The organism is Citrobacter sp. RHB36-C18, from assembly GCF_013814485.1.
Lineage (GTDB): Bacteria > Pseudomonadota > Gammaproteobacteria > Enterobacterales > Enterobacteriaceae > Citrobacter > Citrobacter braakii.
Map to the genome: position 1 here is coordinate 1706280 of NZ_CP057125.1, position 24343 is coordinate 1730622.

21 protein-coding genes are annotated in these 24343 nt (G+C 49.5%); 15 read left to right on the plus strand and 6 right to left on the minus strand.

The window, feature by feature from the left end; genetic code table 11:
- Positions 1–53: 53 nt before the first annotated feature.
- A complete protein-coding gene (gene dld / locus HVZ52_RS07990; RefSeq protein WP_181599090.1) occupies positions 54–1763 on the minus strand; it encodes a D-lactate dehydrogenase in 1710 nt (569 codons plus the stop codon).
- A 232-nt stretch (positions 1764–1995) separates the two neighbouring features.
- Between dld and bglX the strand changes: the two genes are divergently transcribed.
- From bglX to HVZ52_RS08015, 5 genes are all read left to right on the plus strand, one after another.
- Positions 1996–4293 carry a beta-glucosidase BglX gene (gene bglX / locus HVZ52_RS07995; RefSeq protein WP_016153697.1) on the plus strand — a complete coding sequence of 766 codons (2298 nt, stop codon included), beginning with the start codon at positions 1996–1998 and terminating at the stop codon, positions 4291–4293.
- 221 nt (positions 4294–4514) lie between these two features.
- Complete coding sequence (locus HVZ52_RS08000; RefSeq protein ID WP_016153696.1) at positions 4515–5432, plus strand: ABC transporter substrate-binding protein; 918 nt, start codon at positions 4515–4517, stop codon at positions 5430–5432.
- A 15-nt stretch (positions 5433–5447) separates the two neighbouring features.
- Positions 5448–6614, plus strand: a complete 1167-nt coding sequence (locus tag HVZ52_RS08005) for an ABC transporter permease (protein WP_275943311.1) — start codon at positions 5448–5450, stop codon at positions 6612–6614.
- Positions 6607–7554, plus strand: coding sequence for an ABC transporter ATP-binding protein (locus HVZ52_RS08010; RefSeq protein ID WP_016153694.1), 948 nt, complete (start codon positions 6607–6609; stop codon positions 7552–7554). Before HVZ52_RS08005 ends, HVZ52_RS08010 begins: the two co-directional genes overlap by 8 nt.
- On the plus strand, positions 7538–8269 hold the full coding sequence (locus HVZ52_RS08015) for an ABC transporter permease (RefSeq protein WP_049269039.1): 732 nt from the start codon (positions 7538–7540) through the stop codon (positions 8267–8269). The genes HVZ52_RS08010 and HVZ52_RS08015 overlap by 17 nt, the downstream gene beginning before the upstream one ends.
- Here HVZ52_RS08015 and HVZ52_RS08020 read toward each other — a convergent pair.
- Both HVZ52_RS08020 and mlrA read right to left on the minus strand, forming a co-directional pair.
- Positions 8250–8357: a protein YohO gene (locus HVZ52_RS08020; protein WP_003027354.1), complete on the minus strand. Its 108-nt coding sequence runs from the start codon at positions 8355–8357 to the stop codon at positions 8250–8252. The two genes, HVZ52_RS08015 and HVZ52_RS08020, sit on opposite strands and share 20 nt — an antisense overlap.
- 74 nt (positions 8358–8431) lie before the next feature.
- Positions 8432–9163, minus strand: a complete 732-nt coding sequence (mlrA, locus tag HVZ52_RS08025) for an HTH-type transcriptional regulator MlrA (protein WP_016153692.1) — start codon at positions 9161–9163, stop codon at positions 8432–8434.
- A 225-nt stretch (positions 9164–9388) separates the two neighbouring features.
- Between mlrA and HVZ52_RS08030 the strand changes: the two genes are divergently transcribed.
- Genes HVZ52_RS08030 through HVZ52_RS08040 form a run of 3 tightly spaced genes read left to right on the plus strand, consistent with a single transcriptional unit; the run spans position 9389 to position 12307 of the window.
- On the plus strand, positions 9389–11074 hold the full coding sequence (locus tag HVZ52_RS08030) for a sensor histidine kinase (RefSeq protein ID WP_016153691.1): 1686 nt from the start codon (positions 9389–9391) through the stop codon (positions 11072–11074).
- Complete coding sequence (gene btsR / locus HVZ52_RS08035; protein ID WP_016153690.1) at positions 11071–11790, plus strand: two-component system response regulator BtsR; 720 nt, start codon at positions 11071–11073, stop codon at positions 11788–11790. Before HVZ52_RS08030 ends, btsR begins: the two co-directional genes overlap by 4 nt.
- A 46-nt stretch (positions 11791–11836) precedes the next feature.
- On the plus strand, positions 11837–12307 hold the full coding sequence (locus HVZ52_RS08040) for a DUF1456 family protein (protein WP_016153689.1): 471 nt from the start codon (positions 11837–11839) through the stop codon (positions 12305–12307).
- Between the two features lie 42 nt (positions 12308–12349).
- On the opposite strand, the gene HVZ52_RS08045 is transcribed toward HVZ52_RS08040, so the two are convergent.
- A complete protein-coding gene (locus tag HVZ52_RS08045) occupies positions 12350–12808 on the minus strand; it encodes a YehR family lipoprotein (RefSeq protein WP_047416218.1) in 459 nt (152 codons plus the stop codon).
- 210 nt (positions 12809–13018) lie between these two features.
- Entirely contained in the window at positions 13019–15052 is a 2034-nt protein-coding gene (gene metG / locus HVZ52_RS08050; protein ID WP_016156963.1) for a methionine--tRNA ligase, read from the minus strand.
- 164 nt (positions 15053–15216) lie between these two features.
- Between metG and apbC the strand changes: the two genes are divergently transcribed.
- The 6 genes from apbC (at position 15217) to HVZ52_RS08080 (ending at position 21923) form a co-directional block, all read left to right on the plus strand.
- A complete protein-coding gene (gene apbC, locus HVZ52_RS08055; protein WP_016153686.1) occupies positions 15217–16326 on the plus strand; it encodes an iron-sulfur cluster carrier protein ApbC in 1110 nt (369 codons plus the stop codon).
- 264 nt (positions 16327–16590) lie between these two features.
- The gene (locus HVZ52_RS08060) at positions 16591–16872 is read left to right on the plus strand and encodes a DUF2574 family protein (protein WP_016153685.1); all 282 of its coding nucleotides are present in this window, start codon (positions 16591–16593) and stop codon (positions 16870–16872) included.
- Positions 16873–17144: 272 nt separating this feature from the next.
- Entirely contained in the window at positions 17145–17684 is a 540-nt protein-coding gene (yehD, locus tag HVZ52_RS08065; RefSeq protein ID WP_016156961.1) for a fimbrial protein YehD, read from the plus strand.
- Positions 17685–17747: 63 nt separating this feature from the next.
- Positions 17748–18428 carry a fimbrial assembly chaperone gene (locus HVZ52_RS08070; RefSeq protein WP_049041084.1) on the plus strand — a complete coding sequence of 227 codons (681 nt, stop codon included), beginning with the start codon at positions 17748–17750 and terminating at the stop codon, positions 18426–18428.
- A 13-nt stretch (positions 18429–18441) separates the two neighbouring features.
- Positions 18442–20928 (plus strand): fimbrial biogenesis outer membrane usher protein, encoded by a 2487-nt coding sequence (locus HVZ52_RS08075; protein WP_181599092.1) that lies wholly within the window; start codon positions 18442–18444, stop codon positions 20926–20928.
- Between the two features lie 11 nt (positions 20929–20939).
- Complete coding sequence (locus tag HVZ52_RS08080; protein WP_046275443.1) at positions 20940–21923, plus strand: fimbrial protein; 984 nt, start codon at positions 20940–20942, stop codon at positions 21921–21923.
- Between the two features lie 53 nt (positions 21924–21976).
- Here HVZ52_RS08080 and HVZ52_RS08085 read toward each other — a convergent pair whose 3' ends face one another.
- A complete protein-coding gene (locus HVZ52_RS08085) occupies positions 21977–22309 on the minus strand; it encodes an RcnB family protein (RefSeq protein ID WP_019077205.1) in 333 nt (110 codons plus the stop codon).
- 547 nt (positions 22310–22856) lie between these two features.
- Between HVZ52_RS08085 and HVZ52_RS08090 the strand changes: the two genes are divergently transcribed.
- A complete protein-coding gene (locus tag HVZ52_RS08090) occupies positions 22857–24320 on the plus strand; it encodes an SEC-C metal-binding domain-containing protein (RefSeq protein WP_181599093.1) in 1464 nt (487 codons plus the stop codon).
- Positions 24321–24343 lie beyond the last annotated feature (23 nt).

The following is a 24343-nucleotide window of genomic DNA, read 5'->3' on the forward strand; positions in this document are numbered from 1 at the left end:
GGGCAAGCAAAGCGCCCCGGCAACATGCCCGGTAGCGCTTATCTTTTTCAGGTTTACGATTCTTTCCAGAACTTCTGCTTACTCGTTTTCCCAATACCCGGATTCATACTGTTGGTGGGGTCATTCTCACGGTAAAAACGGGTCAAGGTTTCCGGCGCCTGATATAGATGCCCGACGTTATGCTCTGCCGGATACTGCGCCCCACGCTCGCGCAGGAGTTCCAGCATCTGCTCTTTTAGCGCATGCGCATCCACGCCTTTTTTCACGATGTAATCCTGATGGAAGACGTAACACATAAAGTGACCGTAATAGAGTTTGTGCACCAGTTGACTGTCGATCTCTGGGGGCAGATGCTCGTACCATTCGGTGTCGTTACGACGCAGCGCGATATCCAGCGCCAGAATATCTTCCACCTCATCCGCATGTACGGCCTGATAACGAAGAGCCGCGCCAGCCGCCGCAAAGCGATGCAAGAACGCCTTGCTGCCTTCTTCCGCCGTACAGGCAAAGAAGTCGCCTTCAGCGGTTTTGAAATACTCGCTTAGCCAGTTTTGGGCTTCAGCCACGCCGCCACCGGCCATTTTTAACAGCAGGTGATGCTCGTACTTATCGCGCCAGCTTTTCATGCGCGCCGGTAAGTGGCTGGGGAACAAATGACCAAATTTCTGCATTGCCCGGTCGGTGAAGTGAGGACGGAAAATTTTCACTTTTTCCAGCATCGCATCGGTGCGGCCTTTCAGGGTGAAGAAGAACGGCATTTTGTCGGTGCCGAGCTTGTCGATCATCAGAAACGTATCTTTGCCGTATTGCTCAGCGATATCGTAAATATCGCGGTGCATATATTCACCGGCGACCGGCAGATGCTCGAATTTTGCCAGAATATGACGGCGGATCTCCGTCAGCACCTCTGGCTGGTTGGTGCCGATGTAAAAGACCTGCTGGTTTTTTTCGGCTTCGAAGGTGTCCAGACGCACGGCAAAGACCGCGAGCTTGCCTGCACAACCGGACGATTCAAACAAGCGATCCGGGTCGGCGTTATAGCGTGCGGGCGTGTCCGCGTCGATATCTCTGACACGGGTAACGTAGTCATGATCGTGCGCGTGACGCCCGTCGTGGCGAACATCGTCATCTCTAATACGCTCGTCATCCAGTTTGCTCAGGATCTGCTCCGGGGTCTGGCCCAGCTCGATACCCAGATGGTTAACCAGCTGTAATTTTCCCTGTTCGTCAATACGCGCAAACAGCGACATCTCCGTGTATGCCGGGCCGCGCTGTACCAGCGAGCCGCCGGAGTTGTTGCAAATGCCACCGATAACCGAAGCGCCGATACAGGAAGATCCGATTACCGAATGCGGTTCACGGCCAAACGGTTTGAGCGCTTTTTCCAGCGAATAGAGCGTGGTTCCTGGATAGGCCAGCACCTGTTCACCTTTGCCGATGACGTGCAGCTTATCAAGACGCAGGGTGCTGATAATGACAATCTCGCGGTCGTAATCATTACCGCTCGGCGTAGATCCTTCGGTCAGGCCGGTGTTCGCGGCCTGCATCAGGATAATTTTATCCGCGGCGACGCAGGCGCTCAAAACGCGCCACAGTTCTAAAAGCGACCCGGGGAACACGACGGCAAGCGCATCGCCCTGGCCGGAGCGGAATCCCTTGCGATAGCGGGCGGTTTTAGCAGGTTCTGTCAGCAGGTGTGAATGACCCACCAGACGGGTCAGTTCATTCAGGAAAGCTTTATTATCTGTTGTAATGGAAGACATTCTCCACTCCTTGTGGTGGGACTCAATATCAGGAACAAGCATAGCGCTTTGTATGACAATACGCTTTCTCATTCATATTGTCTCTGGTTCGTCTTTTACTGATTCGCGCTGGTTTCGAAAATTAGGAGAATAACCTTAGCTTTCTTTATCGCTCCCGTTTAGTCTTACGGCAAACTGCGGTTTTTGTTATATTTTCGCTGCCTCGTCGGGAAAAAATAAAGAGAGAATCAACATGAAATGGCTATGTTCTGTAGGTGTCGCGGTGAGTCTGGCATTGCAACCAGCGTTGGCGGACACTCTGTTTGGTAACCATCCACTGACGCCAGAGGCGCGGGATGCCTTCGTTACCGATTTACTCAAGCAGATGACCGTGGATGAGAAGATTGGGCAACTCCGTTTGATAAGCGTCGGGCCTGATAACCCGAAAGAAGCCATCCGCGAGATGATCAAAGACGGGCAAGTTGGGGCAATTTTTAACACCGTCACGCGCCAGGATATCCGCAAAATGCAGGATCAGGTGATGGATCTCAGCCGCCTGAAAATCCCTCTCTTTTTTGCCTACGACGTATTGCACGGTCAGCGTACCGTATTCCCGATAAGTCTCGGTCTGGCATCCTCCTTTAATCTCGATGCGGTCAGAACCGTTGGTCGGGTGTCTGCGTATGAAGCCGCCGATGATGGTCTGAATATGACCTGGGCGCCGATGGTCGATGTCTCGCGCGATCCGCGCTGGGGCCGCGCCTCGGAAGGGTTTGGCGAAGATACGTATTTGACCGCCACGATGGGCAAAACCATGGTGGAAGCGATGCAGGGTAAAAGCCCGGCCGATCGCTATTCGGTGATGACCAGCGTCAAGCACTATGCCGCCTATGGCGCGGTTGAAGGCGGCAAGGAATACAACACTGTCGATATGAGCCCGCAGCGTTTGTTCAACGACTATATGCCACCGTACAAAGCCGGACTGGACGCCGGTAGCGGTGCGGTGATGGTGGGGCTTAATTCGCTGAACGGCACGCCGGCGACTTCGGATGCATGGCTGTTAAAAGACGTGCTGCGCGATGAGTGGGGCTTTAAGGGCATTACCGTTTCCGATCACGGCGCGATTAAGGAACTGATTAAGCACGGCACCGCCGCCGATCCTGAAGATGCGGTGCGTGTGGCGATCAAGTCCGGCATCAACATGAGCATGAGCGATGAGTATTACAGCAAATACCTGCCGGGGTTGATTAAGTCAGGTAAGGTGACGATGGCGGAGCTAGACGACGCTGCGCGTCATGTGCTGAACGTGAAATATGATATGGGCCTGTTTAACGATCCGTACAGCCATCTGGGGGCCAAAGAATCTGACCCGCAGGACACCAACGCGGAAAGCCGTTTGCACCGCAAAGAGGCGCGTGAAGTGGCGCGTGAAAGCCTGGTGCTGCTGAAAAACCGTCTGGAAACATTGCCGCTGAAAAAATCCGCCACCGTAGCGGTTGTCGGTCCGCTGGCCGACAGCAAGCGTGATGTGATGGGCAGTTGGTCTGCTGCCGGGGTTGCCGATCAGTCGGTAACGGTGCTGACGGGGATTAAAAATGCCATCGGCGAGCAGGGCAAAGTGGTATACGCCAAAGGGGCGAACATCACCAACGACAAAGGCATTGTCGACTTCCTCAACCAGTATGAAGAGGCGGTGAAGGTTGACCCGCGTTCACCGCAGGCAATGATTGATGAAGCCGTTAACGCCGCGAAGCAGTCTGACGTGGTGGTCGCGGTAGTTGGTGAAGCGCAGGGAATGGCGCATGAAGCCTCCAGCCGCACCGATATCACCATTCCGCAGAGTCAGCGTGACCTGATTACCGCGCTTAAAGCCACGGGTAAACCGCTGGTTCTGGTACTGATGAACGGTCGTCCGCTGGCGCTGGTTAAGGAAGATCAACAGGCCGATGCGATCCTCGAAACCTGGTTTGCCGGGACGGAAGGCGGTAACGCCATCGCCGATGTGCTGTTTGGCGATTACAACCCGTCAGGCAAGTTGCCGATGTCTTTCCCGCGCTCTGTCGGACAGATCCCGGTCTATTACAGCCATCTTAATACCGGTCGCCCGTATAATGCCGATAAGCCGAATAAGTACACGTCGCGCTACTTTGACGAAGCGAACGGTCCGTTGTATCCCTTTGGCTATGGCCTGAGCTACACCACATTCACGGTTTCTGATGTGAAACTCTCTTCTCCGACGATGAAGCGTGACGGGACCGTGACGGCCAGCGTGCAGGTGACCAACACCGGCAAACGCGAAGGTGCGACGGTGATTCAGATGTATTTGCAGGATGTTACCGCTTCAATGAGTCGTCCGGTAAAACAGCTGAAAGGTTTTGAGAAGGTGAATCTTAAGCCGGGTGAAACCCAAACCGTTAGCTTCCCAATTGATGTTGAAGCGCTGAAATTCTGGAACCAGCGTATGCAATACGATGCCGAACCGGGCAAGTTCAACGTCTTTATCGGCGTGGATTCCGCCAGAGTGAAGCAGGGCGAATTTGAACTGCTGTAGTAATTGATATCATGCCTGATAGCGTGACGCTTATCAGGCCCGCGAAATCGTACCATCCGGTAAACTCACTTTGGGTTTGCCGGATTTTTTTTATTGTATTATCGCCTTACCGCGAGTAACTCTCAGTGTTACTACCCAATTGCCAGGTTAAGGCTTGATTTTTCGACTATGCTTTTTCCTCAAGTCTCTGAAAAGGGCCGTAAAAGAATGAGGAGTGCAGCATGATAATTTCAAAAGTTTGGGTGGGTTCGCTGGCGTTATTAGCCGCGATCAGCTTGCCCTTACAGGCCGCGTCACCCGTCACGGTCGGTTCAAAAATAGATACCGAAGGGGCGCTGCTCGGCAACATTATTTTGCAGGTGCTCGAAAGTCACGGCGTGAAAACCGTTAATAAAGTACAGCTGGGTACCACTCCGGTGGTGCGTGGGGCAATTACCTCTGGTGAACTGGATATTTATCCGGAATATACCGGCAATGGCGCATTCTTTTTTAAAGATGAGAATGATCCTGCGTGGAAAAATGCGCAGGCCGGTTATGACAAAGTGAAAAAGCTGGACGCAGAGCAAAATAAGCTGATCTGGCTAACGCCTGCGCCCGCCAACAACACCTGGACCATTGCGGTTCGCCAGGATGTCGCGCAAAAGAATAAGCTTGAGTCCCTTGCCGATTTAGGCCGTTATCTGAAAGACGGGGGGACGTTCAAACTTGCCGCCTCTGCGGAGTTTATCGAACGGGCTGACGCGCTGCCTGCCTTTGAAAAAGCCTATGATTTCAAACTGAACCAGAATCAGCTGTTGTCGCTGGCGGGGGGGGATACCGCGGTGACGATTAAAGCGGCGGCGCAGCAGACCTCAGGGGTCAATGCAGCGATGGCCTACGGTACCGATGGTCCGGTTGCGGCGCTCGGTCTGCAAACATTAAGCGATCCGCAAGGCGTACAGCCCATTTATGCGCCAGCGCCCGTTGTGCGTGAATCGGTGCTGCAGGACTACCCGCAAATGGCAGAATGGCTACAACCGGTATTTGCCAGCCTGGATGAAAAAACGCTGCAACGGCTGAATGCCAGTATCGCCGTGGAGGGGCTGGATGCGAAAAAAGTCGCAGCAGACTACCTGAAGCAAAAAGGATGGGTGAAGTAACGGAGTTTGCAGCAGGTGGGTGTTTTGTCGAATATTTCAGTAAATCGGGTGCTGTTGCTGCTGGTGTTTCTTACCATCGCGGCGGCAGCGCTTCCTTTCATTAGCTATGCTCCCAATCGCCTGGTTTCCGGTGAAGGTCGTCAACTCTGGGATATCCAACCCGACATGGCATGGGGATTAGCGGCGGCCTGTGTGGTGCTGTTTCTTCTGTGCTTTGTACCGGGAAAATCCGGCAATATATTGACGCTTATCGTTAGCCAACTGTTGGTGATTGCGGCGCTGGTCATCGCCGGCACAACGGCAACGTATTTGGCCCAGACGGGTAGTCCTCTGGCCAGAACCAGCCTGGGCAGCGGGTTCTGGTTAGGGCTGGGAGTGATGCTGCTGGCAGCCAGTGACGCCATTCGTCGCATCACCGAACGGGCGTCGTGGCGTTGGTTATTGCACGCACAAATATTCATTTTGCCGCTGGTGTTACTGCTCTCCGGTACGTTTAACGATCTTTCTCTGCTTAAAGAATATGCCAACCGCCAGGATGTCTTTAACGACGCGCTGGCGCAGCATCTGACGATTCTGTTCGCTACCGTGGTGCCCGCGCTGCTCATTGGCGTGCCGCTGGGCGTCTGGTGTACTTTTTCTGTCTCCCGTCAGGGGCCGGTATTCGCGGTACTGAACATTATCCAGACTATTCCCTCCGTCGCGCTGTTTGGCCTGTTAATTGCGCCGCTTGCCGGACTGGTGAAGCACTTTCCCTTGCTGGGTTCGCTTGGCGTAGCGGGAACCGGTCTGACGCCTGCACTTATTGCGTTGGTGCTGTATGCGCTCTTACCGCTGGTTCGCGGCGTAGTGGCCGGGTTGAATCAGGTTCCACGCGATGTACTTGAAAGCGCCCGGGCGATGGGGATGAGCGCGCGTCAGCGGTTTATCTCGGTGCAGTTTCCACTGGCGCTGCCGGTCTTCTTGCGCAGTTTGCGAGTGGTGATGGTCCAGACGGTGGGGATGGCGGTGATAGCCGCGCTGATTGGTGCAGGGGGATTTGGCGCGCTGGTCTTTCAGGGATTGCTCAGTAGCGCCGTTGATTTAGTGCTGTTGGGCGTGATCCCGGTCGTTGTGCTGGCTGTGTTGATTGATGCGCTGTTTGATTTAGGGATCGCGCTGCTAAAGGTATCGAATAATGATTGAATTTCGCCATGTCAGTAAAACCTATGGCCAGCAAAAAGCCGTCGACGACCTGAACCTGCAGTTAGGAGAAGGCAGCTTTTCGGTATTAATTGGCACGTCAGGTTCGGGCAAGTCTACCACGCTAAAGATGATCAACCGGCTGGTTGAACATGACAGCGGGCAGATCCGTTTCGCCGGGGAGGAGATCCGCAGCCTGCCGGTGCTGGAGTTACGACGGCGCATGGGGTACGCGATTCAGTCTATTGGTTTGTTTCCCCACTGGACCGTCGCGCAGAATATTGCCACCGTACCGCAGCTGCAAAAGTGGTCACGTTCACGTATTGATGACCGAACAGATGAACTAATGGCGCTGCTGGGCCTTGAGGCGAGTTTGCGCCACCGTTATCCGCATCAGCTTTCCGGTGGACAACAGCAGCGGGTTGGAGTTGCGCGTGCGTTGGCCGCAGATCCGCAGGTGCTACTGATGGATGAGCCTTTTGGCGCGCTGGACCCGGTCACCCGCGGCGCGCTGCAGCAGGAGATGACGCGTATCCATCGTTTATTGGGACGTACCATTGTGCTGGTGACGCATGATATCGACGAGGCGTTGAGACTGGCGGAGCATCTGATTTTGATGGATGCGGGAAAAGTTGTGAAGCAAGGCACGCCGCTGTCGATGCTCACTGCGCCAGCGAATGATTTCGTGCAAACTTTTTTTGGCCGCAGTGAACTGGGCGTAAGGCTGTTGTCGCTGCGTACGGTAGGGGATTTTATCCGTCGCGGTGAACACTCAGACGGCGAGCCGCTGGTGGATGAGATGACGCTACGTGATGCATTGTCGGTGTTCGTGGCGCGTGGCTGCGACGTCTTGCCGGTCGTGACGCCGCAGGGGTTACCCTGCGGGACGCTTCATTTTCGCGATTTGCTTTCGGAGACGCCGACCCGTGAAACGTCTTGCTGATCCATTGCTATGGCTTGTTGCGCTGTTTCTGATCCTGTTGGTGGGGTTGCCCCACAGTCAGGTCCTGTTTAGCTCGCTATTTCCGGCGCTGCCGCGTCCCGTGTATCAGCAGGAAAGTTTTACGGCGCTGGCGTTGAGCCATTTTGCGTTGGTGGGGATTTCAAGCCTTATTGCCGTCATCATTGGCACCGGAGCGGGAATAGCGGTAACCCGGCCCTGGGGCGCGGAATTCAGGCCGATGGTAGAAACGATTGCCGCCGTAGGGCAGACATTTCCTCCGGTCGCCGTGCTGGCGATCGCCGTACCGGTGATGGGGTTTGGGCTTGAACCCGCGATTATCGCGCTGATTTTGTATGGCGTGTTACCAATCTTGCAGGCAACTCTGGCAGGACTCGGCGGAATTTCTCCCAGCGTGATGGATATCGCCAGCGGAATGGGCATGAGTCAGGGCCAGCGGCTGCGGAAAGTGGAGTTGCCGCTGGCGGCACCGGTTATTCTGGCGGGAATTCGCACGTCGGTGATTATTAATATCGGCACCGCTACGATAGCCTCAACCGTCGGGGCCAACACATTGGGCACGCCGATTATCATCGGGCTGAGCGGGTTCAATACCGCCTATGTGATTCAGGGGGCGCTGCTGGTCGCGCTGGCTGCGGTGATCGTTGACCGCGGGTTTGAGCGATTAGCGAGCCACCTTACCCGGCACGTAAAATGAATGTGTAGCCTGCCAGCATGACGCCGCCGATACCACCGATGGCCATCAGCAGGAAGAGGGTAATGACACCGATTTTAGCTGCGCTCATGATGCACTCCTTATGTGAATCTAAGGATTGTACACGTTTGTTAACAGAATATTAAGAGCCGATCCTGGTTAGCTTTAAATACCGAGCGGATAAATATCGTGCCCTAACGCGCGCCATTCGTTCAGTTGTTGCTGCTGAGCAGGCGTTTGGCTTTCGCCGCACCAGACCAGTAAGGTTCGCCCTTCAAACAGCTCTGGTCGCAATTGGTTTAGCGAGTGGGCGAGGACGTCAACGCGCCATCCCTGCTGGCTGGCTACCCAACCCTCCAGCCATAAGCGGGTGGTATCATGAATGTTCCAGCCGACAACCAGGGCATCTTTCCCCTGTTTCTTGCGCGCCGAGGCCAGACAAATCGCGATGTAGTTGATGAGGACACCGTCGAGGATCCCCAGTAACGCCTGCAGGATCGGCTGCTGACATTGCAGGCGGCGGCGTAACGGAATGAACAAATGGGTGTTGAGCGTTTGTGCGGGATAATCCTGACCGCGCTCTTTGATCCACATCCTGAGGCTATGCAGATTATTACTTTGCAAATAGCTCAACAGCGTCTCTTGCTGTTCGCGCCAGCCGTTATGCACATCAATGTTCTCATTGCTGAGCAACATTTTCACCTTACTGACCTGAACGCCGTTATTTATCCAGCGTTTTATCTCACGGATCCGGTCGATATCCGCGTCGTTAAACAGGCGATGCCCGCCGTCTGTTCGCTGCGGTTTCAGTAATCCGTAACGCCTCTGCCACGCGCGTAAAGTGACAGGGTTGATATCACAAAGCAAAGCCACTTCACCTATTGTGTAAAGCGCCATCGTCGTCTCACTTATGCTCGCGAGGTCCCAGTTTTACTTTAGACGCTCTTTTGCGAACCAGGTAGTTTTGTCTGTTTTTTGATCAATAAATGGGTGAATTTGTAGTCATGCTCGCGCTTTCGAGTGATCGTTCTCACAAATTCCTTTTTTTTTGCAACACTTCAAAGAAAGTTACGCGCAGCCCATGTATGTTACGCGCTTTTAAGTGATGTGTGGTTGGCAGGTATGTACGAGTTTAATCTGGTGTTGCTGCTGCTTCAGCAGATGTGTGTGTTTCTCGTTATCGCGTGGCTCATGAGCAAAACGCGTTTGTTTATCCCGCTGATGCAGGTCACGATCCGGCTCCCGCACAAGCTGCTTTGCTACGTTACCTTTTCCATTTTCTGCATTTTGGGCACCTATTTCGGGCTGCACATTGATGATTCTATTGCTAATACCCGTGCTATCGGCGCGGTGATGGGCGGGCTGCTTGGCGGCCCGGTGGTCGGCGGTTTGGTCGGTCTAACCGGTGGCTTACATCGTTATTCAATGGGCGGAATGACGGCGCTCAGTTGCATGATTTCGACCATTGTGGAAGGTTTGCTCGGCGGGCTGGTGCACAGCGTGCTCACCCGTCGTGGCCGTACCGATAAAGTCTTTAGCCCACTGACCGCGGGTGCCATTACTTTTGTCGCCGAACTGGTGCAGATGCTGATCATCTTGTTAATCGCCCGGCCGTTTGACGATGCGTTTCGGCTGGTCAGTAATATCGCCGCGCCAATGATGGTGACGAATACCGTGGGCGCAGCCTTATTTATGCGTATTTTGCTCGATAAACGGGCTATGTTTGAAAAATATACCTCTGCTTTTTCCGCCACTGCGCTCAAAGTTGCCGCCTCAACGGAGGGGATTTTGCGCCAGGGGTTCAACGAGGTTAACAGCATGAAGGTCGCTCAGGTGCTGTATGAAGAGCTGGATATCGGTGCTGTGGCAATTACCGACCGCGAGAAGCTGCTGGCATTTACCGGCATTGGTGACGATCACCATCTACCCGGAAAACCTATTTCGTCGTCGTACACCCAACGGGCGATAGAAACCGGAGAGGTGGTGTATGCCGATGGGAATGAAGTCCCTTACCGCTGCTCTTTGCACCCGCAATGCAAATTAGGCTCGACGCTGGTGATCCCTTTGCGGGGGGAAAACCAGCGGGTGATGGGGACCATCAAACTGTATGAAGCCAAAAACCGCCTCTTTAGCTCGATCAACCGCACGCTGGGGGAAGGGATCGCTCAACTGCTTTCTGCGCAGATTCTGGCCGGGCAGTATGAGCGGCAAAAAGCGATGCTCACGCAGTCGGAAATCAAACTCCTGCATGCTCAGGTGAACCCCCATTTTTTGTTTAATGCGCTCAACACCATCAAAGCCGTGATCCGACGTGATAGCGAGCAGGCCAGCCAACTGGTGCAGTATCTGTCGACGTTCTTTCGCAAAAACTTAAAACGTCCGTCGGAGATTGTGACGCTGGCTGATGAAATTGAGCACGTTAATGCCTATCTGCAAATTGAAAAGGCACGATTTCAGTCGCGCCTGCAGGTGACTTTGACGGTGCCAGATGCGCTTTCGTATCAGCAATTACCTGCCTTTACCCTACAACCTATTGTGGAGAATGCCATTAAGCACGGTACCTCTCAGCTACTGGATACCGGCGAAGTGTCGATTACCGCCCGCCGCGAAGGGCAGTATCTGATGCTGGATATTGAAGATAACGCCGGGTTGTATCAGCCAACGTCTGAGGCCAGCGGATTGGGTATGAATCTGGTTGATAAACGACTGCGCGAGCGGTTTGGCGACGATTTTGGCATCAGCGTAGCGTGTGAACCTGACCGCTTTACCCGAATCACTTTACGACTTCCTCTGGAGGAACTGGCATGATCAAAGTGCTGATTGTCGATGACGAACCGTTAGCGCGGGAGAATCTGCGGATCCTGTTGCAGGCGCAAAGCGACATCGAGATCGTCGGCGAATGTTCGAATGCGGTGGAAGCCATCGGCGCGGTACATAAACTGCGTCCGGATGTCCTGTTCCTTGATATTCAGATGCCGCGTATCAGCGGTCTGGAAATGGTTGGCATGCTTGATCCTGAGCATCGTCCGTATATTGTTTTCCTTACTGCCTTTGATGAATATGCGGTGAAAGCTTTTGAAGAACACGCGTTTGATTATCTTCTCAAACCGATTGAAGAGGCGCGACTGGAAAAAACGCTGAGCCGTTTGCGTCAGGAGCGCACGAAGCAGGATGTATCGCTACTGCCGGAGAATCAGCAGGCGCTGAAGTTTATTCCGTGCAGCGGCCACAGCCGAATCTATCTGCTGCAAATGGATGACGTGGCGTTTATCAGCAGCCGCATGAGCGGCGTGTATGTGACCAGCAGCGATGGTAAAGAAGGTTTCACCGAACTGACGCTCAGAACGCTGGAAAGCCGTACACCTTTGCTGCGCTGCCATCGGCAGTATCTGGTGAATATGGCGCAATTGCGGGAGATCCGTCTGGAAGAAAACGGTCAGGCCGAACTGATTTTACGCAACGGGCTGACAGTTCCGGTAAGTCGCCGTTATCTTAAAAGTCTAAAAGAGGCGATTGGACTGTAAAACTGATACACTGCGCGCCATTGCATCACCGACAGTTGAAGGCTCTATGCTAAGTAACGATATTCTTCGTAGCCTGCGCTACACCCTGAAAGCGAACAATAACGACATGGTGCGTATTCTTGCGCTTGCTGACATGGAATCCACCTCCGCAGGTTTTGATACCTGGATGACAAAAGAAGATGAAGCCGGGTTTATTCGCTGCCCGGATATCATTCTCTCCGGATTTTTAAACGGTCTGATTTATCATCTGCGTGGAAAAGACGATTCTGCGCCGGAACTGGCGCTTGAGCGTCGTGTTAACAACAATACGGTGCTGAAAAAGCTGCGTATCGCCTTTTCGCTGAAAACCGATGATATTCTGGCCATTATGACCGAGCAGAAGTTTCGTGTGTCGATGCCGGAAATTACCGCCATGATGCGCGCGCCGGACCATAAGAACTATCGCGAATGCGGCGATCAGTTTCTGCGTTACTTCCTGCGGGGTTTGACGTCGCGAGTGCACAAAACGAAAGCGTAAAACGACGCTGGCGACCGCGATAAATTTCGGGTCGCCAGGGTGTTATTTCACTTCTTTAAAACCCGCCGATTCCATTACCGTTTGCATTTGCTTCATGCTGATATTTTTATCGGCTTTCTCAGAAAGCTTCATTCCGGAAATTGCCTGCAACGCCTTTATATCGACTTTTTCCATATCGATAGTGACATTTTCCTGCGCGTAGGTATCTGTATAGGTGAGCTTTTCTTCTACGCCTGCAATATTTTGATATTTGGCGCTTAACGCGTCGAATACTTTTGCGGCTTCCTCTTTATTGCTAGCGCCGATAGAGGCATAGCTGATTTTACTTTCGGAGCTTTGTTTCAGAACTTTGTCACCTTTATAGGTGTAAGAGACGGTGATATCCGAACCGTTAAGATTGGCATTGAATGTTTTCGTCTCTTCTTTATCACCACAACCCGCCAGGGAAAAAACCACAACCGATGCCACGGCGAGAGAAACTAATTTTTGTAACGCTGTCATGTAAAACTCCATTTTATGAATATCGAATGCTAAATAATAACCCTAATGAATATGATTGGGCCGGGCGGCCTTAATAGCAGAGCAGTATAGAATAAATCTAATAGCGATGGCTGAGCAGTCCGAAAATGGAGTGGGGGAGTGTGTTTAAGATTAAAGGTAAATCCCTCAGCAAAAAAAAGCGCTGCAGTTGCAGCGCTCGAGATGTCTGATTTATTTCACCTGTTGGCCAGGTTTTGCGCCTTCGTCCGGGCTTAACAGGAAGATATCTTTCCCGCCAGGACCTGCCGCCATGACCATCCCTTCAGAAATGCCGAAGCGCATCTTACGAGGTGCCAGGTTAGCAACCATAATTGTCTGACGTCCAACCAGGGTCTGCGGATCCGGATAGGCAGAACGAATACCAGAGAAGACGTTACGCTTCTCGCCACCGAGATCCAGCGTCAGACGCAGCAGTTTGTCAGAACCTTCCACAAACTCGGCGTTTTCAATCAATGCCACGCGCAGGTCAACTTTGGCGAAATCGTCAAAGGTAATGGTTTCCTGAATCGGGTCATCCGCCAGCGGGCCGGTTACCGGTGCGGCAGCGGCCTTCACTTCTTCTTTCGACGCTTCCACCAGCGCTTCAACTTGTTTCATGTCGATGCGATTGTAGAGCGCCTTAAAGGTGTTGACCTTGTGACCGAGCAGCGGTTGCTTAATGGCATCCCAGCTCAGCTCGCTGTTCAGGAAAGCTTCTACACGTTCAGCAAGCGTTGGCAGAACCGGTTTCAGGTAAGTCATCAGGACGCGGAACAGGTTGATACCCATGGAGCAGATCGCTTGCAGGTCGGCATCGCGGCCTTCCTGTTTAGCAACGACCCACGGAGCCTGTTCGTCAACGTAGCGGTTTGCCACATCGGCCAGCGCCATGATTTCACGGATAGCTTTACCAAATTCACGGCTTTCCCATGCTTCGCCAATCACCGCAGCAGCGTCAGTGAAGGTTTTATACAACGCCGGGTCGGCCAGTTCAGCCGCCAGTACGCCGTCAAAACGCTTGCTGATAAAGCCTGCGTTACGTGATGCCAGGTTGACTACTTTGTTGACGATATCGGCGTTTACACGCTGAACGAAGTCCTCCAGGTTCAGGTCGATGTCATCAATGCGTGAAGAAAGCTTCGCTGTGTAGTAGTAGCGCAGGCTGTCGGCGTCAAAGTGCTTCAGCCAGGTGCTGGCCTTAATGAAGGTACCGCGAGATTTGGACATCTTCGCACCGTTTACCGTCACATAACCGTGTACGAACAGGTTGGTCGGCTTACGGAAGTTGCTGCCTTCCAGCATCGCCGGCCAGAACAGGCTATGGAAGTAGACGATGTCTTTACCGATGAAGTGATACAACTCAGCGTCGGAATCTTTCTTCCAATACTCATCAAAACTGGTCGTGTCGCCGCGCTTATCGCACAGGTTTTTGAACGAACCCATATAGCCAATTGGTGCATCCAGCCAGACATAGAAGTACTTGCCTGGCGCATCCGGGATTTCAAAACCGAAGTATGGGGCATCGCGGGAAATATCCCACTGCTGCAGGCCGGATTCGAACCATTCCTGCATTTTGTTGGCGACCTGCTCCTGCAACGCGCCGCTGCGTGTCCAGGCCTGCAGCATCTCGCTGAATGACGGCAGGTCAAAGAAGAAGTGTTCGGAGTCGCGCATTACCGGCGTCGCGCCAGAAACGACGGATTTCGGCTCGATAAGTTCGGTCGGGCTGTAGGTTGCGCCGCAGACTTCACAGTTATCGCCGTACTGATCCGGAGATTTACATTTCGGGCAGGTGCCTTTAACGAAACGGTCCGGCAGGAACATGCCTTTTTCCGGATCGTAAAGCTGGGAGATAGTACGGTTCTTAATAAAACCGTTCTCCTTCAGGCGCGTATAAATCAGCTCAGACAGCTCACGGTTCTCTTCGCTGTGCGTAGAGTGGTAGTTGTCATAGCTGATGTCAAAACCCGCAAAATCAGTCTGATGCTCCTGACTCATTTCACCGATCATCTGCTCTGGCGTGATCCCAAGCTGCTGTGCTTTCAGCATGATTGGCGTACCGTGTGCGTCGTCCGCGCAGATGAAGTTAACCTGGTGGCCGCGCATTCGCTGGTAACGGACCCAGACATCAGCCTGGATGTGCTCCAGCATATGGCCGAGGTGGATAGAGCCGTTGGCGTACGGCAGCGCGCACGTTACCAGAATTTTCTTCGCGACTTGAGTCATAGTGGGCAATTACTTCTTTTGTAGTGAAAAGGGCTTTGATAGTACCAAAATGGTAATTACTGCGCCAAGCGATAAGGGCATTTATCCGTAAATGAATAATTGTTGCGGTTGGAGTAAACTACCTGGTGACTATTGTATTTTCAGAACAACAAAAAGGAGTCGGGATGAACGCACAATCCCAGGCCAAATCACCAGAGACCCTGCGCGCGATGGTTGCCGGGACGCTGGCGAATTTTCAGCATTCAACCCTGAAGCATAATCTGACGACGCTTAAAGCGTTGCACCACGTCGCCTGGATGGATGACACGTTGCACGTTGAGCTGGTCATGCCGTTTGTCTGGCAGAGCGCGTTTGAGGACTTAAAAGAGCAATGTAGCGCCGATCTGCTGCGTATTACTGGTGCGAAAGCGATCGACTGGAAACTGTCGCATAACATTGCGACGCTGAAACGCGTGAAAAACCAGCCGGGCATTAATGGTGTAAAAAACATCATCGCCGTCAGTTCGGGTAAAGGTGGTGTGGGTAAATCCTCAACTGCCGTGAACCTGGCGCTGGCGCTGGCTGCGGAAGGGGCGAAGGTAGGGATTCTGGACGCCGATATTTATGGCCCGTCAATCCCGACGATGCTCGGTGCGGAGAACCAGCGTCCAACCTCTCCAGACGGTACCCATATGGCGCCGATCATGTCTCACGGCCTGGCGACAAACTCTATTGGTTATCTGGTTACTGACGATAATGCGATGGTGTGGCGTGGCCCGATGGCCAGCAAAGCCCTGCTGCAGATGCTGCAAGAAACCTTATGGCCGGATCTTGATTACCTGGTACTGGATATGCCGCCGGGTACGGGTGATATCCAGTTGACGCTGGCGCAAAACATTCCGGTCACGGGGGCTGTTGTGGTGACCACTCCGCAGGACATCGCGCTGATCGATGCGAAAAAAGGCATCGTGATGTTCGAAAAAGTCGAAGTGCCAGTGCTGGGTATTGTTGAGAATATGAGTATGCATATTTGCAGCAACTGCGGTCATCACGAGCCAATCTTCGGCACCGGTGGCGCGCAGAAACTGGCTGAGCAGTATCACACCCAACTGCTGGGACAGATGCCGCTGCATATTTCTCTGCGTGAAGACCTGGATCGTGGTACGCCGACGGTCATCAGCCGTCCTGACAGCGAATTTACCGCCATTTACCGCGACCTTGCAGGACGTGTCGCTGCCCAGCTCTACTGGCAAGGGGAAGTGATCCCGGGTGAAATTGCCTTCCGCGCGGTGTAATTAATAGCGTTACAAATATTCACTGTATCAATAATGCATTGATGCAGTGAATATATTGGATGAAAAATCTCACTCAATTATTTATCCGGACTGTATAATTCATGTCTTTTTCTGAATAAACACCCTCAATGCATCATTTAAATTGATCAAATTGGTCGAATTAATCTACAATCTCAATTGGTCTTAGCGAGGCAGTTAATCCATAATCTACTGGAAAGACGGCTTGTGTGCTGTTTCCCAACCGATACAGGAATAATGAACGTAATGAAAAAAAATTTATTCTTGGGAGTTATTACTTTGGCTTATGGAATGAGCGCTTCTGCTTTCGCCACAGATACTGCCACCCTGAATATCAATGGTCGGGTAACTGAACCCACCTGTAGCGCTGATGTTGTAAATAACGAAGTGCAGCAACGCTGTGGCAATGCCATTTCCTTTTCAAACGTCAGAGCGGGTGTTTCAAATCCAACAAAAGGTGCGGTAACTGAAATTGTTACTATCACCGGTGACGCTACACGACAAATTGTGATGACGCGTTACGATTAAACGTCTTTTATCAGCCATGCATTATTATTGTGAATAATACGTGGCTGATCATTTTTCTGAAGAATTCCATTCCGACAGTTAATCTCGTAAATTTATTAATTTAAAAGAATAAAAAAATCGACTGATTTGTTTCTATTATATTGCGCTTTGCAATTTGTTTTAAATCAATAAAACAACGCGTTTACATTGCGGTAACGTTTCTGGTGTGCGAATTTAATTTCACGGGTTAAGTCCTCTTAACCAATAGAAGTTAATTCATTAAGGAATATACGATGAAACGTTCAATTATTTCCGCTGCTGTTCTGTCCGCTGTAGTTATGAGCGCTGGGGCTTTTGCTGCTGATTCTGATCAGGGTGAACTGATTATTACTGGTAAGGTAGTAGGGACCACCTGTAAATTTACAGGGGATACCACTGCGACCATTGGTATGAACCAAATTGGTGCTGACAGATTAAATGCCTTAAGTGCTGGTGGTGTTTATGAAGGATACTCAAATAAAACCACCGTGCCATTGACGGTTGAATGTACAGGAAGTAAAGCACCAAAAATTACTTTCTCCAGTTCTCAATTTGACAGCAATAATAAATATATTACACGAAATACCGCAGCAAATAATGGTGCTGGCTTCACCGTTTACTATGGTGATGATTTTACTAAACAGGTTAACCCCGATACAGGTATTGAGTTAACTAAAACTGCGGACAATAAATATACTCTGAACTTTAGCGCACGCTACGCGAAAATTGGTTCTGCCGATGTCTCCGCTGGTGATGTGGCCTCTTCGCTGACGATGACTGTTGTTACTGATTAAGATGACTATCCTGTTTGTCGGCGGCTCTGGCCGCCGATTATTTCCGCAGTAAGGATAATTATAATGAAAAAAATACTCGTGTTTTTACTGGCCGGTACAGTAATGCCTGCGTGGGGCGGCATATACATTTACGGCACCCGTGTCATTTATCCGGCACAGAAAAAAGAAATTACCGTGCAATTAATGAATGAAGGCAGTCGCAGCTCGCTGGTTCAATCCTGGATAGATGACGGAGATACCAGTCTGCCACCCGAAAAAATCCACGTGCCATTTGTAATGAGCCCTCCGGTGGCAAAGGTCAGCGGAGGCTCTGGTCAACAACTGAAAATTAAGCAATTGGCAAATACGCTACCGGAAGATCGTGAAAGTCTTTTTTTCCTGAATGTGTTAGATATTCCTCCTAATTCTGCGGAATCAGAAGGCAAGAACATGATTAAATTTGCTATGCAGAATCGCATCAAATTTATATATCGCCCGCAGGGTATCGCCGGTGTAGATGAAAAAAGCTTTTCTCGCTTAAGCGTCAGAGATATCAGCGGTGGCATTAATATCAAAAATAATTCTGCCAACTGGATTACTATTCCTGAACTAGTGGGTAATTCAAAAATAAACAGCGAGACAGTATTACTTGCTCCGTGGTCAGATAAAAAGGTCATCACCACTGCTGTCGTTAATCATTACAAAGTTACTCTTATTGATGATCACGGAAACTACTTAAGTGAAAAAATAAAAACGGAAAGATAGTCAAGGATTGATTATGTCAAAGATAAATTCTATTACACTGTCAATCCTGTCGGTGTTGGCCGCTTCATCCGTATGGGCTGAAGAAGACACGTTTGATACCCACTTTATGATCGGTGGTTTGAATGGTGAGAAAATCTCTCGCTATCAAATTGATGGCGATAAGCCAATGCCCGGTATATATGAAATGGATGTTTATCTTAATAATAAGTGGCGTGGTCGGTACGATATTGATATTAAAGATGATCCCGAACTGACATGTCTGCCCTGGGCACAATTGCAGCAAATTGGTATTCGCACCGGGAACATTAAAACGGATAAACAAGAAGGCTGCGTGCCGCTGCGTGCAGCAGTGCAGGGCGGCAGTGTTAGTTATGACATTGGGGAGTTTATTCTAAATTTAAGCGTGCCTCAGGCGTATGTGGTTGAATATGAACCAGGATATATGCCGCCTGAAACCTGGGATCGCGGGGTGAACGCTTTTTATACCTCTTATTACGCCAGCCAGTATTACAGTAATTATAAACACGGTGGTGATGATAAAAGCAGCTATGTGAACCTGAATAGCGGGTTGAACCTGCTGGGGTGGCAGTTGCATTCAAGTGACAACTATACGAAAGGTAATGAGGGCAACGGCAAATGGAAGAGCAACACGTTATATGTGGAACGTGGTGTGCCGTCGATTCTTGGTACATTGCGCGCCGGTGACATGTATACCGGGGCAGATATTTTTGATGCCGTACGTTTTCGTGGTGTGCGTATCTGGCGCGATATGCAAATGTTACCAAACTCAAAACAGAATTTTACCCCTGTAGTTCGTGGGATTGCCCAGAGCAACGCCCTGGTAACCATCGAACAAAATGGTTTTGTTATTTACCAGAAAGAAGTGCCACCAGGCCCATTTGCTATTGATGATCTACAACTCGCTGGTGGCGGTTCGGATTTAGATGTCAGTGTGAAAGAGGCTAACGGTTCGATATCTCATTATCTGGTGCCTTTTTCATCTGTGCCAAATATGCTGCAATCTGGCGTATCGAAATATGATTTCGCTGCAGGGCGTAGCCATATTGAAGGGGCTGGCAATCAGTATGATTTCCTGCAAGGGAGTTATCAGTATGGTCTGAACAATCTGCTAACGGTCTATGGCGGTACAATGCTGTCGCAAAACTATTCTTCATTTGTGCTTGGGACTGGCTGGAATACCCCCATTGGCGCAGTATCGGTAGACGCCACGCGATCGCATAGCGAGCAGGATAATGGTGATGTTTTTGATGGTCAGAGCTATCAGGTTGCATGGAACAAATATGTCACGCAGACCGGTACGCAGTTTGCACTTGCAGCTTATCGTTATTCCTCGCGGAATTATCGTACCTTTAATGACTACGTGTGGGCGAATAATAAAAATAACTATAATCGCGATAAAAACGACGTTTATGACATTGCGGACTACTATCAAAATGACTTTGGCCGCAAGAACAGTTTTTCACTGAATATAAATCAAGCGTTACCCGAAAACTGGGGATCCCTGGCGGTCAGTGGCCTGTGGCGCGACTATTGGCAACGCAGTGGAAACGGCAAAGATTATCAGCTTAGCTACTCTAACGCCTGGCAGCGAGTTAGTTATACCGTTGCCGTGAGTCAAACGTACGATGAGGATAACCACGAGGATAAGCGTTTTAACCTGTATATCTCCATCCCGTTCTCGTGGGGGGACGGTATTTCCACTCCTCGACGCGATCTGTTCGTCTCTAATTCCACGACGTTTGATAATGACGGCTTTCAGTCGAATAACACCAGCTTAAGCGGGGTGACGGGTAATCGCGATCAATTCAGCTATGGTGCCAACCTCAGTCAGCAACGACAGGGGAACGAGACAACGGCGGGCGGTAGCATGGTCTGGCGCGCGCCAGTGGCGACTGTAGGCGGTAGTTACAGCCAATCGAATAAGTATCAACAGGCCAGCGGCAATATTCAGGGGGGGATTGTGGTGTGGTCTGAGGGCGTCGCTCTGACTCCCCGGCTTTCAGATACATTCGCCATTGTTAAAGCGCCTGGGTTACAGGGTGCGGCTGTGCAAGGGCATCGTTACCTAACGACCAACAGTAAAGGTTACGCGGTTTACGACAGTCTGACGCCGTACCGTGAAAATATGCTGATGCTGGATCTTTCCGACACTAATAGCGATGTGGCATTACTGGGCAATCGAAAAGGTACAGTACCCTATCGCGGTGCGGTCGTGATGACGGAGTTTGAAACCGATCGGCGCAAACCCTGGTACTTCCTGGCCGAGCGTCCGGACGGCTCTCCGTTATCTTTCGGTTATGAAGTGGAAGATGATATCGGTAATAATGTTGGTTTGGTGGGGCAGGGTAGTCGGTTATTTATTCGCACCAACGACATTCCCGCGTCGGTACGTGTTGCAGTTAATAAACAGCAGGGACAGTTCTGTACAATTACCTTCGATAGGGTGATTGATGAGAATAAAGTCTATATTTGCCGATAAGGATGCAAGATATGAAAGGATACGTATTTTTGATATTTTTGCTGCTGTCATCCTTTGGTGCTGATGCCGGGTGTACATTTCAGACAAAAAATGGCGGGTTAACGACAATTAATCTGGATATGACATCTGGAACAGCAACAAATCAAATTAATCTCAGTTCCAGTGGCAACATAGTGTGTACAGCCAACAGTGATAGCTTATATTATACAACACCGCTCAAGGATTACATTGTTGCAATTCAGGGGGGCAGCGGCAAGAAGGTTTTAATTAATATCAATCTGACCAGCAATGATTTTCCAGTAAGTATTGGTAAGAAAACGGTTAGTGCCGGCGAAGTGCTGGATACCAAAAGTTTCACCATCTCAGCAAGATATGTAAATTCAGGGACTATTAAGCAGACAGTATCCGGTGATGCGTTTAGTCTGAGCGACCCGGCAGTAAGTATTACCTCTGATAATTCTTGTACTTCAAACTGGTTAGCTTATCTTTATTGCTGGGTTACCGGACGTTTATCGAGTAATTCAGCTTTTACACAGAATTTAAGCTTTACAGTAACGCATAAACCCACCACGTGTCAGTTTTCATTACCTCGATACGAAATTAAAATGCCAGATACCACATTAAATGAAATGCTCACGGTTAATAATACCAAATCGGGTTCTACAAATCTGGTATTGAATTGCGAAAGTATATATAACGTCACCACTAATCCCGTCACTTTTAAGGTGGTGCGCGGTGACTGGGATGAAAGCGGGAAAATACTAAAAAACACGATAGCGAATGGCGCCAAAGGGGTGGGGTTCCAGATATATAATGGCACCGCGACTTCTCCTCTAAAACAGGGGGATAATCTGATGAACAGAATGACCAAACTGGAAGCAATCAGTAATCAGTACACTTTCCCTATTACTGCGAAATATGTTCGCGTGACAGGGGAATCATTAATGCCTGGTGAAATACAAAGTAAAGTGATATTTGCAGTATCTTATGACTAATTGATTTGCGGGTATTTCACGTACTTTCTTGCTGAAAGTACGTGTTTTTTCTATTAACGATGATAAAAAATCTCGCCGTCGTAGGCTTTAATGATCTTACCGTCAGCATCGTTGATCAGCACGTACGCACCACCCATGTAGGTCCAGTGGGTACCGGCGGTAGGGGCTGGCAGGTTGCGTTGGTTCCATTGCTTAATCGCATATTCGTCAGTACGGTACAGCGGTGGGACCGTGTCACCAGGTTTAAAATGGGTAAAGTCGGCGATGAAACCGCTCAACTCATACTTATCAATTCCGGTGGGAGCAGCTGTTGCGGCCGGTGCGGCCCAGACGACGCTGCTTGCAAGCAGGAGTGCACCCAGCAACATTTTATTCTTCATACCCATCCTCTTTACCTGTTCGGGTCATCAACATCAGTCGTGTATCATTCCTGGCTTATAGGGCATCTGACAAGAACTTTTTTGTGATCACGCCAGTCATTTCGTAAAAAGTGTAAATGAATGTACAGAATAGCTGCAACCTTACCCCGTAATTTCGTGGAGGGCCATGGTGCTGCGCTAATTTACATCATCAAGCGTAGGCAGTATTCTGTTACCGAAACTTGTGTTTCAACGACTCGGGGTGCCCTTCCTGGTGAAGGCTGAGAAATACCCGTACCACCTGATCTGGGGGATGTCACAGCCTGTATTGGCGGCATCCTTCGTCCTAATGCACCCAAAAAAGCACCCATCTTTGATTACAACCGGTAAACGCACTTTTTTGCACCAGCTCATTGAAAAGTAGATTGGAAACGTTAGCCTATTGCAACAGATACAGCGATGAGAGCACGTCAGTATGATGAGCTTATAGCGAGAATCCTTTCAGGCTTCTAGGTGCTGTTCTTGATGTTTTATTAGCGCGTTATCGTGTTGTATTTTTATACAAAGGTGCACAATGTTAAAGGTAATTAAGAAAGGCCAAGGAATTAATAAAACTGAAAAAAGATTAATTGAGCTAGCGAACAATGCTTTCATAGGTCTATGGTCTTACCCTAATGTTTATAGTGACGAAGGATATTCAAAAAATAAATCAGGGAAAGAAGTCTGTGATTTATTAGTGGTATTTGAAAATAATGTAATAATATTCTCTGATAAAGATATTAAGTTCCATGAAGGAATTGATATTTCTGTCGCATGGAAGAGATGGTTCAAAAGATCTGTGACTGAATCCGCAACTCAATTATATGGTGCGGAAAAGTTTTTGAAAGAAACTAAAGGGCGTCTTTTTTTGGACAAGGAATGTAAACATCCTTTTCCGATAGAAATTGAAAAAAACATGCGTTTTTTTCTTGTTGCAGTAACAAGTAATAGCACAGCGCCAGCATCCAAATATTATGGACGTATCGCCGAGGGAAGTTCAGGCACGTTTATGAACATTTTCCTTTCTGACGTGAAGGAAACTCTAGAGCTACCTTTCTCTGTGGGTGATATTAATCCAAATAAAACATTCGTTCATGTGCTAGACGAAGTATCTCTACAACTTTTACTTACCGAATTGGATACGATTTCTGACTTTGTTGCTTACTTAAAAGAGAAGGAACGTGTAATTCGTTCTGGATATCTTGGATTAAGCCCTGGAGAGGATGATACTTTGGGGGCTTACTTGAGTGGTCACGGTGAAATTGTCGATGAAAAAATAGTTCCAGACAATACATTTGTTCAAATTGCAGAGCATGAATGGGAAGGGCTGAAGAAATCTTCTAAGTATAATTACTATAAGGCATTGAAAAAAGGCAGTGTTTTTTGGGATGAAACTATTCAGCGTTTTTCCGATTCAATTCTTAATGCTACTGTAGGTTTGGGAATGGAAAACGATTTTCTAAGCCATGAGGAAACAGTAAGACAACTAGCATCAGAAAGTAGAAGATCGAGATACTATTTGTCCCATGCTTTTTTGGATAAGTTTAAACAAGTACCAACAAATAGAAGAAGTTCTCGAATTGTTCAGTCAATTGATGAGGAAGGGAAGTTTTATATATTTTTATTCTTTCCGAAAGATGAGTTTTTGTCATATGAAAAATACAGAATGGAGCGCTTTTCCTGTATTCAAATGTACGCATTGGCAGCAAAATATAAATATAATGAAATAAAAAAACTAATAATTATTGCAACAGAAAGTAAAGACTCTGATGGACGCTCAGAAGATGTCGTCTATTGCAAGTTCGATAAGCCATTAACAAAAGAAGAGCGAGTGTTAGCTAAAATCGCGATGAAGGATTATAATGTGCTTACTGATTTCATTCCTAAGCCAATAGATTCTTTTCAGATATCACCTATAGTTAATAATGAGAAAAAAATAGGAAGAAATGATCCTTGCTATTGTGGGTCTGGTAAAAAATTTAAAAAATGTCATGGATAGATGCGACCAATAATATAATTAGA

Excerpts from the sequence above, each read along its gene's own strand:
- dld (WP_181599090.1), bottom strand. The coding sequence starts at position 1,763 with ATGTCTTCCATTACAACAGATAATAAAGCTTTCCTGAATGAACTGACC.
- bglX (WP_016153697.1), top strand. The coding sequence starts at position 1,996 with ATGAAATGGCTATGTTCTGTAGGTGTCGCGGTGAGTCTGGCATTGCAA.
- HVZ52_RS08000 (WP_016153696.1), top strand. The coding sequence starts at position 4,515 with ATGATAATTTCAAAAGTTTGGGTGGGTTCGCTGGCGTTATTAGCCGCG.
- HVZ52_RS08010 (WP_016153694.1), top strand. The coding sequence starts at position 6,607 with ATGATTGAATTTCGCCATGTCAGTAAAACCTATGGCCAGCAAAAAGCC.
- HVZ52_RS08020 (WP_003027354.1), bottom strand. The coding sequence starts at position 8,357 with ATGAGCGCAGCTAAAATCGGTGTCATTACCCTCTTCCTGCTGATGGCC.
- mlrA (WP_016153692.1), bottom strand. The coding sequence starts at position 9,163 with ATGGCGCTTTACACAATAGGTGAAGTGGCTTTGCTTTGTGATATCAAC.
- HVZ52_RS08030 (WP_016153691.1), top strand. The coding sequence starts at position 9,389 with ATGTACGAGTTTAATCTGGTGTTGCTGCTGCTTCAGCAGATGTGTGTG.
- btsR (WP_016153690.1), top strand. The coding sequence starts at position 11,071 with ATGATCAAAGTGCTGATTGTCGATGACGAACCGTTAGCGCGGGAGAAT.
- HVZ52_RS08040 (WP_016153689.1), top strand. The coding sequence starts at position 11,837 with ATGCTAAGTAACGATATTCTTCGTAGCCTGCGCTACACCCTGAAAGCG.
- HVZ52_RS08045 (WP_047416218.1), bottom strand. The coding sequence starts at position 12,808 with ATGACAGCGTTACAAAAATTAGTTTCTCTCGCCGTGGCATCGGTTGTG.
- metG (WP_016156963.1), bottom strand. The coding sequence starts at position 15,052 with ATGACTCAAGTCGCGAAGAAAATTCTGGTAACGTGCGCGCTGCCGTAC.
- apbC (WP_016153686.1), top strand. The coding sequence starts at position 15,217 with ATGAACGCACAATCCCAGGCCAAATCACCAGAGACCCTGCGCGCGATG.
- HVZ52_RS08060 (WP_016153685.1), top strand. The coding sequence starts at position 16,591 with ATGAAAAAAAATTTATTCTTGGGAGTTATTACTTTGGCTTATGGAATG.
- yehD (WP_016156961.1), top strand. The coding sequence starts at position 17,145 with ATGAAACGTTCAATTATTTCCGCTGCTGTTCTGTCCGCTGTAGTTATG.
- HVZ52_RS08070 (WP_049041084.1), top strand. The coding sequence starts at position 17,748 with ATGAAAAAAATACTCGTGTTTTTACTGGCCGGTACAGTAATGCCTGCG.
- HVZ52_RS08075 (WP_181599092.1), top strand. The coding sequence starts at position 18,442 with ATGTCAAAGATAAATTCTATTACACTGTCAATCCTGTCGGTGTTGGCC.
- HVZ52_RS08080 (WP_046275443.1), top strand. The coding sequence starts at position 20,940 with ATGAAAGGATACGTATTTTTGATATTTTTGCTGCTGTCATCCTTTGGT.
- HVZ52_RS08085 (WP_019077205.1), bottom strand. The coding sequence starts at position 22,309 with ATGGGTATGAAGAATAAAATGTTGCTGGGTGCACTCCTGCTTGCAAGC.
- HVZ52_RS08090 (WP_181599093.1), top strand. The coding sequence starts at position 22,857 with ATGTTAAAGGTAATTAAGAAAGGCCAAGGAATTAATAAAACTGAAAAA.